At 69.7% G+C, this 16,274-nt stretch carries 15 protein-coding genes; 3 read left to right on the plus strand and 12 right to left on the minus strand.

All coding sequences use genetic code 11. The annotated features are described in order from the left end of the window. The coding region (locus tag RIV14_RS05920; RefSeq protein WP_309325016.1) for a DAK2 domain-containing protein at positions 1-1,677 on the minus strand (1,677 nt) is incomplete at its 3' end. A gap of 518 nt (positions 1,678-2,195) precedes the next feature. Here RIV14_RS05920 and rpmB point away from each other — a divergent pair. Continuing rightward, positions 2,196-2,387, plus strand: a complete 192-nt coding sequence (rpmB, locus tag RIV14_RS05925) for a 50S ribosomal protein L28 (protein ID WP_003785965.1) — start codon at positions 2,196-2,198, stop codon at positions 2,385-2,387. Positions 2,388-2,481: 94 nt separating this feature from the next. Here the strand turns inward: rpmB and RIV14_RS05930 are convergent, their stop codons facing one another. From RIV14_RS05930 to leuC, 7 genes are all read right to left on the minus strand, one after another. Further along, positions 2,482-3,591: a thiamine-phosphate kinase gene (locus RIV14_RS05930; RefSeq protein ID WP_075371771.1), complete on the minus strand. Its 1,110-nt coding sequence runs from the start codon at positions 3,589-3,591 to the stop codon at positions 2,482-2,484. Beyond that, positions 3,578-4,744, minus strand: coding sequence for a D-alanine--D-alanine ligase family protein (locus RIV14_RS05935; protein WP_075371770.1), 1,167 nt, complete (start codon positions 4,742-4,744; stop codon positions 3,578-3,580). The genes RIV14_RS05930 and RIV14_RS05935 overlap by 14 nt, the downstream gene beginning before the upstream one ends. Positions 4,745-4,829: 85 nt before the next feature. Further along, a complete protein-coding gene (locus tag RIV14_RS05940; RefSeq protein ID WP_428978865.1) occupies positions 4,830-5,885 on the minus strand; it encodes an NAD(P)H-dependent glycerol-3-phosphate dehydrogenase in 1,056 nt (351 codons plus the stop codon). Beyond that, positions 5,882-6,649, minus strand: coding sequence for a lysophospholipid acyltransferase family protein (locus RIV14_RS05945; RefSeq protein ID WP_075371769.1), 768 nt, complete (start codon positions 6,647-6,649; stop codon positions 5,882-5,884). The genes RIV14_RS05940 and RIV14_RS05945 overlap by 4 nt, the downstream gene beginning before the upstream one ends. Before the next feature lie 141 nt (positions 6,650-6,790). After that, the gene (gene murA / locus RIV14_RS05950; RefSeq protein WP_070662904.1) at positions 6,791-8,113 is read right to left on the minus strand and encodes a UDP-N-acetylglucosamine 1-carboxyvinyltransferase; all 1,323 of its coding nucleotides are present in this window, start codon (positions 8,111-8,113) and stop codon (positions 6,791-6,793) included. A 244-nt stretch (positions 8,114-8,357) separates the two neighbouring features. Continuing rightward, positions 8,358-9,011, minus strand: a complete 654-nt coding sequence (gene leuD, locus RIV14_RS05955) for a 3-isopropylmalate dehydratase small subunit (protein ID WP_070662862.1) — start codon at positions 9,009-9,011, stop codon at positions 8,358-8,360. 81 nt (positions 9,012-9,092) lie between these two features. Continuing rightward, positions 9,093-10,586 (minus strand): 3-isopropylmalate dehydratase large subunit, encoded by a 1,494-nt coding sequence (gene leuC / locus RIV14_RS05960; protein ID WP_075371768.1) that lies wholly within the window; start codon positions 10,584-10,586, stop codon positions 9,093-9,095. Positions 10,587-10,792: 206 nt separating this feature from the next. Between leuC and RIV14_RS05965 the strand changes: the two genes are divergently transcribed. Then, positions 10,793-11,542 carry an IclR family transcriptional regulator gene (locus tag RIV14_RS05965; RefSeq protein ID WP_070662866.1) on the plus strand — a complete coding sequence of 250 codons (750 nt, stop codon included), beginning with the start codon at positions 10,793-10,795 and terminating at the stop codon, positions 11,540-11,542. Between the two features lie 55 nt (positions 11,543-11,597). Here the strand turns inward: RIV14_RS05965 and RIV14_RS05970 are convergent, their stop codons facing one another. The 3 genes from RIV14_RS05970 to RIV14_RS05980 all read right to left on the minus strand — a co-directional run bounded on the left by RIV14_RS05970 (position 11,598) and on the right by RIV14_RS05980 (position 14,141). Continuing rightward, on the minus strand, positions 11,598-12,740 hold the full coding sequence (locus tag RIV14_RS05970) for a glycosyltransferase family 4 protein (protein ID WP_075371767.1): 1,143 nt from the start codon (positions 12,738-12,740) through the stop codon (positions 11,598-11,600). 83 nt (positions 12,741-12,823) lie between these two features. Next, positions 12,824-13,279 (minus strand): transcriptional regulator NrdR, encoded by a 456-nt coding sequence (nrdR, locus tag RIV14_RS05975; RefSeq protein WP_070662870.1) that lies wholly within the window; start codon positions 13,277-13,279, stop codon positions 12,824-12,826. A gap of 106 nt (positions 13,280-13,385) precedes the next feature. Next, a complete protein-coding gene (locus RIV14_RS05980; protein WP_075371766.1) occupies positions 13,386-14,141 on the minus strand; it encodes a LysM peptidoglycan-binding domain-containing protein in 756 nt (251 codons plus the stop codon). Between the two features lie 213 nt (positions 14,142-14,354). On the opposite strand from RIV14_RS05980, the gene lexA reads away from it, so the two are divergent. Next, positions 14,355-15,143 (plus strand): transcriptional repressor LexA, encoded by a 789-nt coding sequence (gene lexA, locus RIV14_RS05985; RefSeq protein ID WP_075371765.1) that lies wholly within the window; start codon positions 14,355-14,357, stop codon positions 15,141-15,143. Positions 15,144-15,217: 74 nt separating this feature from the next. On the opposite strand, the gene RIV14_RS05990 is transcribed toward lexA, so the two are convergent. After that, positions 15,218-16,219, minus strand: a complete 1,002-nt coding sequence (locus RIV14_RS05990; protein WP_070662872.1) for an L-lactate dehydrogenase — start codon at positions 16,217-16,219, stop codon at positions 15,218-15,220. Positions 16,220-16,274: the final 55 nt, after the last annotated feature.

The following is a 16,274-nucleotide window of genomic DNA, read 5'->3' on the forward strand; positions in this document are numbered from 1 at the left end:
GCGCGCCAGGTCGGTCAGCTCGGCCTCCTCGCCCCTGCCGGCCAGGGCCACCGCCGCGGCCAGGACCCGGGCCTCGTCGTCGGTGTCGCACACGAGGAGCTGAATGCCCTCGGCCGCATAGCGCTCCGGCTGTCCCCCGACACGGGCGGTCTCGCGAGCGGCGCCCGCCTGACGGGTCCCCGCCGGTGGGCGGACGGTGGAGACCGCGGAGCGGGCCGCGAGGAAGCGGGCGGCGTCGTGGGCCGCCTCGGTGCAGGCGGCGTCGCAGGGCAGCACGATGACCTGGGAGGCCCCCAGGTCCGCGGCGGCTCGGGCGATCCCCTCCCGATCCGGGTTGAGGACGACGGCGGCGTCGGAGCGGGCCAGCTGCTCAATGAGCCCGGGAGCCCGGGTGCAGGCGATGACACCGACGCCGGACTGCCGCGAGCGCACGGCCAGATGCGGGGCCTGCGCCGGCGCGGGGCGGGGGGCGGCCGCTTGGGAGGGGTGCATGCGCACCGACTTCGCCTTGCGCTCGGCCCGGCGCGCGGCCAGGCGCTCGAAGGAGACCACGTGACCCGTGGGGTCGGAGTCGAGCGCCCCCCACGGAGACGGGGGCTCGTCCGTGGAGCTCACCAGGGCGGTGGGGTGGAGGTGGTGGATGCAGATCTGGCGGGCGCGGCCCGCGTGCGGCAAGGCGGCACGCGGAGTGTCGGTGTGGACGTGGACCTGGTAGAGGCCCACCCCCAGGGCGTCCGGAGTGCCGACGACGCCCACGGAGTCACCAATGCGCTCCAGGTCCCGGCGCAGCTGACCGGCCTGGACCGCGGTCGCCTCCAGCAGGTACATTACCTCGAACTCGCCGGTGGACATGCCCAGGGGCTCAGGACCGATACTGTGCGGCACCCCGCCTGCGGCCAGGTCGGTGAGCATCTGGCGGGCGACGGCGGTGTAGGGGGCGTGCTCGTCAGCGTCCTGCTGGCCCTGACGCAGCTCCGGGGCGTCAGTCGTCCTGGGGTCCGCATCCTGCATCGCGTCGATGGTGTCCGACAGGCAGGTCAGCAGCAGCATGAAGGCTGCTCCCCCGGCATCCACCGGGCCGTGCCCGAGGCCGGAGGTCTCCACAACGGACTCCTGGGCACCGAAGGCGGCGGCAGCGGCGATGAGGCTCAGGGTCGCGGGCGAGCTCGCGGTCGCCTCCTCCAGGGCGGAGCGGGCGGCCGTGGCCGCGTCTCGAGCGACTGACAGCAGGGTCCCCGAGACCGGGCGGGAGACCGCCGCCCAGGTGGTGTCCGCCATGGCCTCGTAGACGTGCACGAGCTCGACGGGGCGCAGGCCAGTGGGATCCGGGGCCTCGGCGCAGACGTCGGCGAAGGCGGCCAGGGCCTGGGAGACCAGAAGACCCGAGTTCCCGCGGGCTCCCCGGACCGCGCCGTCGGCTGCGGCGCGGGCCACCTGGGCGGCATCAGCGGCCCGCCCCAGGCAGTGGAGGGCGTCGGAGGCCGAGCGCAGGGTGAGTAGGACGTTGGTTCCGGTATCCGCATCCGGCACGGGGAAGACATTGAGGACGTCCACCAGGTCCCGAGTCTGATCGGCAACGATCTCCGCCAGCGCGATCCAGCGCCGCACTGCGGCCCCCTGCAGCACCTGGGCCCCTGAGACAGGGGTAACGGGGCGGCGTCCTTGAGACTGCGCCATCTTCGCCTCCCCTGCATCCCGGCTACGACCAGCACACCATGTGTCTCACGCTGCGAACACCTTCTGTTCCATTGCATGATCTGCATATGTGCAGGCGTTCAGCGAGCCTGGTTCATGGCTGGGCCGAGCCTTTGGTTTGATATGTGGTTTCAGAGTACCTGTCCGAACACATTCCTCCCACCGGAGCGAGACGCCCGCACCAGGACCACGCCCGGGGCGGTGGGGAGCCGAAGGGGCATTCGGGACTTCGGCGCGCTGGTCAGGCCCCTACCACCACATCCGGCTAGGGCACACGTTCATCACTTAATGATATTCATCACATTTTACGCTGAGTCAACACTTGCTCCTCGGGCCTCAAGCGCGATGGCATGTGCTCGAACGCACGCCAAGGCGGCTTGGGGCGCCACATGCAGGTCCGCTATTGTGTTCGGGTTGCCCGGCGCCTCGCGCTTGGGCGGTAAGACCTGGCGCCAGGTATCGGCCTGAGCGTTGAAGCATTGAAGATCAGGAGTGAGACCGTGGCTGCTGTGTGCGACGTTTGCGGCAAGGGCCCCATCTTCGGCAAGAGCGTCTCGCACTCCCACGTGCGGACCAACCGCCGGTGGAACCCCAACATCCAGCGTGTGCGTGCACTCGTCAATGGCGCCCCCAAGCGCCTCAACGTGTGCACGTCCTGCCTCAAGGCCGGGAAGGTGACGCGCAACATCTGAGCGCATCACCTCGAGTCCTTCGAGCACGGGGCCGCCGCTGCGCAAGCAGTCGGCGGCCTTTGTCGTGCCCCGTATTCCTCACGGGTACGGCCCGTCAGGTGTGGGAGAAGTGGTCCCACCCGGTGTGCTCCTGCGCGGGTTCTCCTGCCAGGAGGACGCCCGGTCGGCGCCCCGGCACCTGGGCCGGTGAGGACTGCGGGCTCAGGACCCGGCCGATCACCCGGGCTCCGGCGGGCAGCCGATCGAAGGCGTCTGCTGGGACGGTGGCGAGCAGTCCGTGGTCCTCTCCCCCGGTGAGCAACCAGCTGCGGGCCAGGTCGCGAGCGGCTGATCCGTCGTGGCCGCTCACGAGCGCGGCCACCGGCTCGAGGAAGGACGCGTCCGGCAGGTCGCCGGGATCATCGAGCTCGATGACGACGCCGCTGGCGCGGGCGATCCGACTGGCGTCGCGCAGCAGCCCGTCGGAGACGTCCAGCATGGAGGTGGCGCCGGCCAGTGCCAGTTCTCGGCCCGCGGCCAGGGGCGGGGCGGGGGCGCGGAAGGCCTCGATACAGGCTTGGGCCCGGGGATGCTCCTGACCTGAGGGGAGAGCGCCGCTCGCGCCTGATGCGCAGTCGGTGCCCGCGCTGAGCAGGGCGAGTCCCGCCGCGCTGCGTCCCAGGGTTCCAACGTGCACGACGGCGTCACCGGGCCTCGCTCCGCTTCGCAGAACCGGGGCCCTGCCCTCAAGGTCGCCCAGGACCGTGACGGACACGATCAGTGAGTCACCGGAGCTGAGATCGCCACCCACGACGCCTGCCCCGCAGGGCTCGCAGCCCTGGGCCAGTCCTCGGGCGAAGTCCCGCACCCAGCTGACCGGGGTGGCCGCAGGCATGACCAGGCCGACGACGAGCGCGACGGGCCTGGCGCCCATGGCGGCGGCATCGGCGAGGTTCTGGGCAGCGGCCCTCGCCCCGACGTCGCGACCCGTGGACCACTGGGTGCGGAAGTGGCGCCCCTCGACCAGGACGTCGGTGCTCACCGCCGTGCGCGAGTCGGGAAAGGACAGGACCGCGCAGTCGTCCCCCGTGCCGACGGGGGCCTGCGGGCCGCGGGGCAGGAGGGGGGTGATGACGGCGAGAAGCTCCTCCTCGCTGAGGTCACCGACCCGCACGTCCTCCCCCGCTGCCTCTGCGCCGGCTGGGGCCTGCTCAGCGGTTGACATCGGTGGAGCGGGCCACGGCCAGCTCGATGAGCTCGGAGACCAGCTCGGTGTAGCCCAGCCCGGAGACCTGCCACATGTAGGGGTACATGGAGAAGGGGGTGAAGCCGGGCATCGTGTTGATCTCGTTGACGACCGCCTCACCGGTATCGGTGAGGAAGAAGTCGACGCGGGCCAGTCCCTCGCAGCCGAGTGCCTCGAAGGCCCGGGCGGCGGTATCTATGAGGAGTGCGCGTGCCTCAGGGTCGATGCGCGCCGGGCAGACCATGGCGACGGCGTCGTGGGCCAGGTACTTGGTCTGGTAGTCGTAGAACTCGCCGGCGCCCTGGGAGGCGTCCATGGCAATCTCGCCGGGCTCGGCCACCCGGGGGGCGTCATCGCCGCGGCCCTGAAGGACGGCGACCTCGACCTCGCGTCCGACGATGCCGCTCTCCACGAGGACCTTAGGGTCGACCGCGCGGGCCGTCTCAATGGCCTCGGGGAGGTCCTCAGGGCGGTCGACCTTGCTGATACCCAGGGAGGAGCCGGCGCGAGCGGGCTTGACGAACAGGGGGTAGGTCAGGGACCGGCAGGCCTCCAGGATCGCCTCGGGGTCGCGCTTCCAGACGTGAGGGCCGACGACGACGTGCGGCGCCGTGGCGATGCCCGCGGCCCCCAGGAGCACCTTGGTGACCTGCTTGTCCATACCCGCGGCGCTGGCCAGCACCCCGCAGCCGACGTAGGGAAGACCCATCATCTCCAGCATGCCCTGGATGGTTCCGTCCTCGCCGTAGGGCCCGTGCAGCAGCGGCAGGACGACGTCGACCTGGCCCAGGACCTCAGGCCCCGTGGGGCCGAGTACCGTGAGCTCGCCTCCTCCCAGGGGGGCGCTGAGCCTTCCCCGCCCCAGGCCCTCGGCGGTGATGGTCACCGGGGGGCGGTTGTCGCTGAGCTCGAGGGCGGCCGGATCGTCCTCGACGAGCAGCCACTGGCCCTCGGGCGTGATACCCACTGGAAGAACCTCGTAGCGGTCGCGGTCGATGGCTGACAGGACACCGGCGGCGGTGGCGCAGGAGATCGTGTGCTCGCCGCTGCGTCCGCCGAAGACGACGGCAACACGCACTGTGGACTTGTCAGAGCTGGGCACGGAGGGGCCGGTTTCCTGGAGGGCTGTCATAGGCCCCACGCTACCGCGCGGCGCCCCACATGCTGATAACGCATGGCGAACCCGGAATTAAGGCGGCTCTCAGGAGTCACAGCGGCTAGGCCTGAGATGGTGCAGCGTGAACGCCCTCGGCCTTGCGGGGACGTGCCAGCAGCGCGTCAGTGACCTGAGCGACGCTGGCGGCTCCCTCGACGACGGTGACGACTCCGGCGGTGATCGGCATGTCCACGCCGTGAGCCCGGGCCAGGTCCAGGACGGCGCGGGCCGACTTGGCGCCCTCGGCCACGCCCCGGGAGGCCGCAGCGGCCTCGGCAACGCTCATCCCCTCGCCGAGGTGGCGGCCGAAGGTCTGGTTGCGGCTCAGGGGCGAGGAGCAGGTGGCCACCAGGTCCCCCATGCCTGCCAGCCCGGAGAAGGTCTCCGGGCAAGCCCCGAGCTTGAGGCCCAGGCGGGTGATCTCCACCAGGCCCCGGGTGATGATCGTGGCCTTGGAGTTGTCCCCCAAACCCCGGCCCGCGGCCGCACCGACGGCTAGGGCGATGACGTTCTTGACCGCCCCGCACAGCTCGACGCCCAGGACGTCGGTGTTGGTGTAGGGGCGGAAGGTGCCGGTGGCGCACAGGGAGGCGATCCGGGCGGCGATCTGCTCGTCGGCGGCGGCCACGACGGTGGCGGTGGGCTGGCCCGCAGCGATCTCGTCGGCGAGGTTGGGGCCGGAGACGACCACGACGCGGGAGGCGTCGATGCCCAGCGCCTCGGCCAGGACCTCGCTCATCCGCAGCCCGGTACCCAGCTCGATGCCCTTCATGAGGGAGACGGCCACAGCGTCGTCGGCCAGGGCGCCCCGGAGGGGCTCCAGGACCCCCCGGGCCTCCTGGGAGGGCACGGCGACGACGACGATGCCCGCCCCCGTGACAGCTTCGGCCAGGTCGGTGGTCGCCTTCAGGCCCTGCGGCAAGCGGTGACCGGAGACGTAGCGCTCGTTGGTGCCGGCATTGATCTCCTCGGCCACCTCCTGGCGCCGGGCCCAGATCGTCGTGGGGGTGCCGGCCTGGGCCAAGAGACTGGCGAAGGTGGTGCCCCAGGCTCCTGAGCCGATGACGGCCGCGGCCGGGCGCACCGATGCGCTCATTGCGGGTTCGACGCCGTTCACTGACCGTCCTCCTGAGTGTCCGCCTCGGGCAGCGGGTCGGGGCGGCGCACGCCGATCCTTCCCTTGCCGGGGTCGCCGTCGTAGTGCATGTCGAAGGGGCGGGGGGCCTTCTCCCCGCGGAGCTCCTCCACCAGGGAGGTGATGGCCCGCATGATCTCGGCGGTGCAGGCGCGCACGGCCTCGCGGTCCTGGGTGTCCGAGCCGAATCGGGACAGGTCCATGAGCTCACCGATGGTGACGCGCACGTCCTTGCGGGGGAAGGGGTGGAAGGAACGCCCGTAGGTGTCCAGGATCTCGTGAGCACCCCACTGCCCCATGGGCAGGACGGGGGCGCCGCTGGTCATGGCGAGTCGGGCCGCCCCGGTCTTGGCCACCATCGGCCACTTGAGGGGGTCGCGGGAGAGCGTGCCCTCGGGGAAGATCATGATGGCGCCGCCGTCGGCCAGGACCTCACTGGCGGCCTTGAGGGCCGTGGCCGCGTTCTGTGTGCCCCGCTGGACCGGGATCTGGCCGCCAGCCCGCAGGATGGAGCCGAGCACCGGCACCTTGAACAGGGTGGACTTGGCCAGCGAGTAGACGGGGACATCGGCATCGACCAGGGCTCGCATGGCCGTGAGCGAGTCGAGGTCGGTCAGGTGGTTGGCCACGGTGATGAAGCCACCCTCGCGAGGGATGTTCTCCAGGCCGGTCACCTTCTGCCGGGAGACCATCTTGAGGAACGGGATGATCGCTCCGCGCGCGGCGAAGCGGTAGAACGGGGTCATGGGGCGTGTTGCAGGCACGGGTGAACTCTATCCGCTGAGGCGCTCTGAACGAGGCTGTCCGAGCCGGGCCCGGCCCCTGCCCGTGCGCCCCGGCCTTGCGGGTCCACGGGGCCCACGGGCAAGGGCCGGCGTCGGTCTGCCTCAGGCCAGACGGGTGACGGCAGCGTTGAGGGACTCCAGCTTGGACATGAAGTGCTCATAGCCGCGGTCGATGAGGTTGACGCCCTCGACCTGGCTGGTGCCCTCGGCGGCCAGGGCCGCGATGAGATGGGAGAAGCCGCCGCGCAGGTCGGGCACGACGATGTCGGCACCGGTCAGGGGCGTGGGCCCGGAGATGACTGCGGAGTGGTAGAAGTTGCGCTGGCCGAAGCGGCACTCAGTGCCGCCCAGGCACTCGCGGTAGACCTGGATGGTAGCCCCCATCTTGCGAAGGGCACCGGTGAATCCGAAGCGGTTCTCGTAGACGGTCTCGTGGACGATGGACAGGCCCTGGGCCTGGGTGAGCGCCACGACGAGAGGCTGTTGCCAGTCGGTCATGAAGCCAGGGTGGACGTTGGTCTCCACCACAATCGACTTCAGGTCCCCACCGGGGTGGTAGAAGCGGATGCCCGCATCGGTGACGTCGAAGGCGCCCCCCACCTTGCGGAAGGTGTTGAGGAAGGTGGTCATGTGGCTCTGGTGGGCTCCGCGCACGAACACGTCCCCGCGAGTGGCCAGGGCGGCCGAGGCCCAGGAGGCCGCCTCAATGCGGTCCGGTAGGGCCGAGTGGGTGTAGCCGCACAGCTCGTCAACGCCCTCGACGTGGATGGTGCGATCGGTGTCCACCGAGATGATGGCGCCCATCTTCTGCAGGACATCGACCAGGTCCATGATCTCGGGCTCGACGGCGGCATTGCGCAGCTCGGTCAGCCCTTGAGCGCGCACAGCAGTGAGCAGGGTCTGCTCGGTGGCTCCGACTGAGGGGTAGGGAAGCTCGATGACGGTGCCGCTGAGACCGTGAGGCGCGGTCAGTCGGATACCCTGGGCCTGTTTGTCCACCACGGCGCCGAACTGACGCAGGATCTCCAGGTGGAAGTCAATGGGGCGATCACCGATACGGCACCCGCCCAAGTCGGGGATGAAGGCCTCTCCCAGGCGGTGCAGGAGCGGACCGCAGAAGAGGATCGGAATGCGCGAGGAGCCGGCGTGCGCGTCGATGTCGGCCATGTGCGCCGACTCGACCTTGGATGGGTCCAGCTGGAGGACGCCCTCGCGCTGGTCGTAGTCGATGCTCACGCCGTGCAGGCTCAGCAGCCCCGAGACCACGTCGACGTCACGAATGAGCGGGACATTGCGCAGCACCGAGGGAGACGAGCCCAGCAGCGCCGCCACCATCGCCTTGGGAACCAGGTTCTTGGCTCCGCGGACGGTGATCTCACCAGTCAGCGGGCGACCGCCCTCGACCTGGAGCAGACCGTCGACCATGCACACCTCCATGACGTCATCTGGGTGTGCCGCGCACGAGCCGCTCACCCATCCCCGCGCAGGCGCGCGAGGCCGTCCCAGCATAAGCGCACTGGAGGGACTCCCAGGGTCTTTTTCAGGGCTGTATCAGGTGGCCTTCGACTCACAGAAAGCCCCAATTAATAATAGGGCAGGCCGTGCCAATACTGATGAAATTCGGAGGAGGAATTCTTTCGCGCGCCGGCTGCGAGCCTCCCGGTCCCGCTCAGGGCCGGGGCATATCCGCGGCCCGGGCAGAGACAACCTCCTGGGCAGGCAGGTGCTTGGCCGGCAGGGTGCGTGGCTTGAAGCTTGGACGGGCCTCCTCGTAGGCGCGGATGGCGTCCTCCTGGGTGAGGGTCAGGGAGATGTCGTCGAGTCCCTCCATGAGAATCCAGCGCACGTAGTCGTCGATGGAGAAGGCGCAGCGGAAGGACCCGGCCTCGACCGTGCGGTTCTCCAGGTCCACCGTCACCTCGGTGCCCGGCTCGGTCTCGAGGATCTTCCACAGCTGCTCGCAGTCCTCCTGGGAGACCACGCCGGCCACCAGTCCCTGCTTGCCAGCGTTGCCACGGAAGATGTCGGCGAAGCGGGGTGCCAGTACGACCTTGAAGCCGTAGTCCTTGAGCGCCCACACGGCGTGCTCCCGTGAGGAGCCCGTGCCGAAGTCGGGACCGGCGACGAGCACCGAGGCCCGCTTGTATGCCTCCTGGTTGAGGATGAAGTCGGGCTCACCGGCCCGCCAGGAGGCGAACAGGGCGTCGTCGAAACCCGTGCGGGTGATGCGTTTGAGATACACCGCCGGGATGATCTGGTCGGTGTCGACGGCGCTGCGCCGCAACGGGGCGCCGATGCCGGTGTGTCGGATGAACTTGTCCACGGTCTGTGAGCTCCTTGCCTCTACTCGGCCCCTAGCGGGCCTGCCCTCACCTGTATGCCTTCATCTCCTGCGCGCCAGCCCCTACTGGACGCTCGCCGCAGGCGCGCCAGCGACCGGCGCAACCGCCGGGACCGTCGGGATATCGCCCGAGTCCTGCGAGGTCTTGGGCCGCGGCGGCAGGTCCCCCGGGGCCGACAGCGCCCCGCGCACGGCGGTGGCCGCGGCAACGACGGGGGAGACGAGGTGGGTCCGTCCGCCTTTTCCTTGACGCCCCTCGAAGTTGCGGTTGGAGGTGGAGGCCGCGCGCTCCCCGGAGGAGAGCTTGTCGGGGTTCATGGCCAGGCACATGGAGCAGCCGGCGTTGCGCCACTCAGCGCCGAAGCTCGTGAAGACCCGGTCCAGACCCTCGGCCTCGGCCTGCAGACGCACTCGGGCTGAGGCCGGTACCACGAGCATGCGCAGTCCTTCAGCCTTCTTGCGTCCGCGCACCACCTCGGCGGCGGCCCGCAGGTCCTCGATACGGCCGTTGGTGCACGAGCCGATGAAGACGGTGTCGACCTTGATGTCGCGCAGGGGCGTTCCCGGAACGAGGTCCATGTACTCCAGGGCTCGTTCGGCGGCCAGCCGCTCGGTGGCGTCGGCGATATCCTCGGGGTCGGGGACCCGCGCGGACAGCGGCAGGCCCTGCCCGGGATTGGTGCCCCAGGTGACGAAGGGCTCGATGTCCTCGGCCTGAAGGACCACCTCGGTGTCGAAGACGGCGTCGGGGTCGGTGCGCAGGCTGGACCAGTACTCCACGGCGGCGTCCCAGTCCTCGCCGACGGGCGCGTGAGGACGGCCCTTGAGGTAGTCGAAGGTGGTCTGGTCCGGGGCGATCATGCCGGCCCGGGCCCCGCCCTCGATGCTCATGTTGCAGATCGTCATCCGGGCCTCCATCGAGAGCTGCTCGATGGCCCGGCCGCGGTACTCGATGACGTGCCCCTGGGCCCCGTTAGTACCGATCTTGGCGATAATGGCCAGGATGATGTCCTTGGCCCCGCTGCCCGAGGGCAGGTCCCCGTCGATGGTGACGCTCATCGTCTTGAAGGGGGCGATGGGCAGGGTCTGGGTGGCCAGGACGTGCTCGACCTGGGAAGTGCCGATACCGAAGGCGAGCGCCCCAAAGGCGCCGTGGGTGGAGGTGTGGGAGTCGCCGCAGACCACGGTCATGCCAGGCTGAGTCAGCCCCAGCTGCGGGCCGACGGCGTGGACGATCCCCTGGTCGGCGTCACCCAGGGAGTGCAACCGCACCCCGAACTCAGCGCAGTTGGCGCGCAGGGTCTCGATCTGAGCACGGCTGGTGACGTCGGCGATCGGCAGGTCGATGTCCACGGTGGGGGTGTTGTGGTCCTCCGTGGCGATCGTCAGGTCGGGGCGACGGACCGTGCGTCCGGCCAGGCGCAGCCCCTCGAAGGCCTGGGGGCTGGTGACCTCGTGGACCAGGTGGAGGTCGATGTACAGCAGGTCGGGAGCGCCGTCGCTCCCCTTGGACACCACATGATCGCGCCATACCTTCTCGGCGAGAGTCATTCCCATCGACTTCATCCTCTCAGCAACAGGTGTTCCCGATCCGCTCCGCGCTCAGGAGCACCCGAAGACGCTGCTGGCCCGCGCAGACCGCGCGAAGCGGCCGCTCCACATCCGAGGCCATTGAGCCTTGGCCTACAGGATGCTGACACTGCGCCGCTTCCGAGGTGGACCCTAACTTGAAATCTCATACCTTGAAATGCCAGTATCAGATTATGGACAGCCCCTCAGAGAACTCCCCGGAGAACGACAGCAGCGGCGTCGGCGTCATCGACAAGGCGGCCCTGGTGATGAGTGCGCTGGAATCGGGGCCGGCGACCCTGGCCCAGCTCGTGTCCACCACGCACCTGGCCCGGCCCACAGCTCACCGCATCGCGGTCGCCCTGGAGTTCCACCGCCTGGTCGCCCGCGACTCCCAGGGACGCTTCATCCTGGGCCCCAGGCTCACCGAGCTGGCCAGCGCCGCGGGAGAGGACCATCTCCTGTCCGCCGCCGGACCGGTGCTGGCGGCCCTGCGCGACAAGACCCACGAGTCGGCGCAACTCTACCGCCGCCAGGGGGATGTGCGTATCTGTGTGGCCAATGCCGAGCGCCCGATCGGGCTGCGCGACTCCATTCCCGTGGGCGCCACCATGTCCATGCAGGGCGGCTCGGCTGCCCAGGTGCTCCTCGCCTGGGAGGAGCCCGACCGCCTGCACCGCGGTCTGGTGGGGGCCCGCTTCACCGCCACCATGCTCTCGGCGGTCCGACGTCGGGGATGGGCTCAGTCGGTTGGGGAGCGTGAGCCCGGAGTCGCCTCCGTCTCGGCGCCAGTACGCGGGCCCGGAGGCAAGGTGGTGGCCGCGATCTCGATCTCCGGCCCTATTGAACGCATGGGCCGTCAACCCGGCCGGGTTCACGGGCACGTGGTCATGGCCGCGGCACGTCGACTCTCCGAGGTGCTCAACGACGCCAGTACCGCCTGACGAGGGGGTCGATAACGTCCTCACCTCCAACGCCGGCTCACGCAGCCAGTTAGGCTCACGCAGCTGCCAGGGCGATGGCGCGCCGGTAGGCCTCGACGTTCATCTGCGCCACAGCGCCCCACTCGGGCAAGGGGGCGTTGTCGTAGTTGTGGGTCTTGACGCGCTCGAGCAGCTCGTCGTCCTCCAGGAGAGTGGCGAGCTCGCGGGCCAGGCCCGCGTCGTCGGCGGCGAGGAGACCATCGACGCCGTCGGTGATGAAGTCGCGCACTCCGCTGGAGCGCAGAGCGACAACGGCCAGCCCCGCACTGCGGGCCTCCAGGGTGGAGATACCGAAGGAGTCGGCGGGCGAGGTCTGCAGGTAGATGTCTGCGCGCGTGAAGGCCTGGGCGAGCTCAGTGCGCTCGACGCGCCCCACGAGCTCGATGCGGTCGGCCAGGCCGGATTCGGCGACCTCGCGGGCGAGCTGCTCGCGCAGTGGACCGTCCCCATAGATCTTGAGGAGCGCATCGGTGCCGGGGGTACTTCTGACCGCCTGGGTGAAGGCGCGCACGACCTGCAGGGGGCGCTTGCGCTCGACCCATCGCAGAGAGGCCACGACCGTGACTGGCCGGTGAGGCCGTCGCTCCTGGGGGCCGGGGCGCTCCAGGCGCCAGTCCTCGACGGTGATGCCGTTGGGCAGAACGGTGACGGGCTCGTGAGCGCCGGCGCGACGGACCTCGGCGGCAAGCATGGAGGACACGGCCGTCAGGTCGGCGCCGCCGCGCTGCCACAGCCGCACGGGGCTGACGGGACCCAGCGCTCCGGCCACGTGCGCCCAGGACCCCAGGACGCAGTGGAAGGTGACGGCCAGCGGGAGTCCCGCTCGCCGGGCCGCGGCGATGCCGGACCAGGCGAAGGGCGAGACGACGCCGACGTGGGCGTGCACGACGTCGGGGTGCAGGCGCGACAGGAGGTCATCGAGCTCGCGCCCGGCTCGGGGATGAACGGGCAGCTCCTTGGGCAGGTGCGCAGTGGTGCGGAAGACGGGGAAGCCATCGACCCTCTCAACACTGCGGCCACGACCGTCACCGACCGGTGTGGCGGTGACGACGGCGGGCTCATGACCGGCCAGCTTCAGGTTGTGGGCGAGATCCCGCACCTGAGTTTCGATGCCGCCCAGCCTGGGCGCGTAGCAGTCGGAGACGATGAGGACGCGCATGACGTTAAGTCTGCCACGTCCTCCTTTGTCACAAGCCCCTGACGGGCTCCTCACGCCGCGCAGGCCCTCGTCGTGCGGCCAGGTCAGCAGGCAGCCTCGGTGCTGCGCAGCTCGGCAATGGCCTTCTCGAAGTCCTCCAGGGAGTCGAAGGAGGAGTAGACCGAGGCGAAGCGCAGGTAAGCGATCTGATCCAGCTCGCGTAAGGGCCCCAGGATCGCCAACCCGACGTCGTGGGAGTCGACGAGCGCCTGACCTCCCGCGCGAATGGCCTCCTCAACCTGGTGCGCCAGCAGCGCGAGCTGATCGTCGGAGACGGGGCGTCCCTGACAGGCGCGTCTGACCCCGACCACGACCTTGTCACGGCTGAAGGGCTCGACGACGCCGGAGCGCTTGCGGACCGAAAGGCTGGCGGTCTCCAGAGTGGTGAAGCGGCGCCCGCACTGCTGACACTCACGACGACGACGGATCGAGGTGCCGTCCTCAGCGGTCCGGGAGTCGACAACGCGCGAGCCGTCATGACGGCAGAAGGGGCAGTGCACGCCTACAACCTCCGAACTCACTGGACTACGGTCAGTCCATCGGAGGGTAAACGCCCGGTGGGCCGCCCCGCAAGCCCTCCTCGAGGTACGACCCGCGCACCGGTTCTCACACCGCAGGAATCGCAAGCGTCTGTCCGGCACGGATGGTGGTTCCCTTCAGGTCGTTGAGCTCGGCGATCCGAGCCACCATCCCGGGGACGTCCGAGGTCCCGCTCGCCTCGGCGATGTCCCACAGGGACTGACCAGGGCGAACAACCGTGGTGGTGGTATCCGCCGACACCTGTGCAACCGCCGTGGCGGGGGCCGCAGAGACTAAGCTCACCAGGGCCCCGATGGCCAGTCCGCTGCAGGTGAGCACGAAGGCCGCGACGATGACCGCGAGCCCGCCACGAAGAAGCCGCAGCCCCGCCCGAGAGCGTACCGCCGCCTTCACCGTCTTCCGCGGGCGGGACGGGACAGACTCACTCTTGCCCACACTCTGAGCGCCGCCTCGCCGATCCTCCTCCTGCTGGGCGCTCCGTCGCAGCCCGGCGGCCCGCACCGCCGGGTGCTGCGGGGCCAGTCTCTCCAGCTCCGTGCGACGGCCCCGTAGGGCCACGGGCGCCGCGGGACGACGCATTGCCGGCATTGCCGGCGCTGCCGGCAGCGCCGCGACGCCTACGGATGCGGACACGGGGCGCGGAGCGCCCTCGAGGCCGCTCCGCACGGGAGCCTCGGGGACGAAGTCTTCGGTGACCAGCCTCAGCCTGGGCCGACGGGAGGACTGCCCACCGCCCCGGCCGCTAGCCGGCCCGGCAACGGGCTCATCAGTCCGAGCCCGAGAAGCCTGGCGGGACGGGAGCGGGATGGCAATGGCGCTCACAGCAACCTCCTGAACACATGTTCGACGAACGCTTGTTCGATACATTAGCGCCTGAGAGGCGACACGTCCAGCACTTCTTCGAACATGTGTTTGAATCGTGCTCGTCTCGCCAGTAGGCTGGTCATGTCCAAGACGATCACGGACCACCGACATCTATTCCGTGCCCTTGACGCCCCCGGGCCTGAGGGCCGTCCGGCAGGGAGGGCCAGGACCATGAGCACCACAGCACACCAGGGCGACTTACCGAACCCGATGCTGCCCGCCGGAACCGGCGGTTCGAAGGCGACCAACGCAGCAGCGGTCGCGGAGGCCGTCAGCGACCTCGACAAGCGCGCCCGCGCGGTCTATGAGGCCGTCCGCGAGGCCATCGCCACCCACGGGTATCCGCCCTCACTGCGTGAGATCGGTGAGCAGGTGGGGCTGACCAGTCCCTCGTCCGTCAAGCATCAGCTGGACAAGCTCGAGCGCCTGGGCCTGGTGCGCCGAGACCCCCATCGTCCTCGGGCGATGGAGGTCGTCTCCGCCGACAACGGCCCTGGCGACCGTGCAGCCGCCCCCGGTGGCGCTCACGTCTCCTCTCTTGACTCCCCCAACCTCCCCGGCGTCGAGGACGGGGACGCGGTCGCCGTTCCGCTGGTGGGGCGGATCGCCGCCGGCACCCCGATCCTGGCGGAGCAGGAGATCACCGATGTCATGGCCCTGCCCCGCCGCCTGACCGGCGAGGGCGAGCTCTTCATGCTGGAGGTGCACGGGGACTCGATGATCGAGGCCGCCATCTGCGACGGCGACTGGGTGGTGGTGCGCTCTCAGCCCGACGCGGCCAACGGAGAGATCGTGGCGGCCATGATCGAGGATGTCGACGGCGCCTCGGCGACGGTCAAGGTGCTCTCGCGTCGCGACGGCCACCAGTGGCTGCTCCCCCGCAACTCCAGCTACGCCCCGATCGACGGAGACCATGCCACGATCATGGGCAAGGTGGTCACGGTGCTGCGCGCCCTGTAGTCACTCCCGGTCTTCATGACAGAAGGACCGCCCCGGTTCAGCGGGGCGGTCCTTCATCGCTTCAGGCCAGTGACTCAGTAACCCAGGCCGCGTGCGACCTCACGCAGGTGGTCGGCGGAGGCGATCAGACGCTCCTCCTCCTCAGCGGTTAGAGGGAGCTCGAGGCGACGCCCGGCGCCCTCACGTCCCACGATCGTGGGGACGGCCATGCACACGTCGGAGATGCCGTGCCAGTTGTCCAGCAGCGGGGAGATGGTGAGAACCCGCTGCTCGTCGTTGAGGACGGCACCGATGATGCGCTGCACGGCCAGGCCGACGGCGTAGTTGGTGGCGCCCTTGCCCTCGATGATGCGGTAGGCGGAGCGGACCACGTCGTGGGCGATGCGCTTACGCTTGGACTCGTCGAACACGCCGCCGTCAAGGGTGGTGCCCCACTGGGTGATCGGCACGCCGCCGATCTCGGTGGAGGACCACAGGGGCACCTCGGAGTCGCCGTGCTCACCGGCGATGTAGCCGTGGATGTTCTGGACGGCCGTACCGGTCTCCAGGGAGATGAGGTACCGCATCCGGGCAGTGTCCAGCACCGTGCCGGAGCCGAAGACCTGGTTCTCGGGCAGGCCGGTGATCTTCTTGGCGCAGTAGGTCACCACGTCCACCGGGTTGGCCACGAGGACGAAGATGGCGTTGGGAGCGACCTCGACCAGCTTGGGGAGGATCTTCTCCATGATGCCGACGGTGGCGCCGGCCAGCTCGAGGCGGGACTGGCCGGGCTTCTGCTTGGCACCGGCGGTGATGGCGATGACGTCCGCGTCGCGGCAGATCTCGGGGTCGTCGGATCCCGAGACGGAGCCGGCGGAGGTGAACTGGATTCCCTGGGCGATGTCGAGGGCCTCGGCCTCGACCTTCTCCTTGACGATGTCCTGCAGCACGACCTCGCGGGCAACGCCCTTGGTTACACAGGCGTAGGCGAGGGTGGAGCCGACTGCCCCGGCACCGATGACAGCGACTTTGGAGGGGCGGCCGGAACGGTTGGTGGGGTAGGAGCCTTCAGCGGTAGTGGTGATGTGGTCTGACACGTTCTTCTCCTCGGTGGGATCTGCTGGGCAGGACCGCAGGGGCGCGAGCACCCGC

The sequence above is a fragment of the Actinomyces acetigenes genome, from assembly GCF_031296635.1.
GTDB classification, from domain to species: Bacteria; Actinomycetota; Actinomycetes; order Actinomycetales; family Actinomycetaceae; genus Actinomyces; species Actinomyces acetigenes.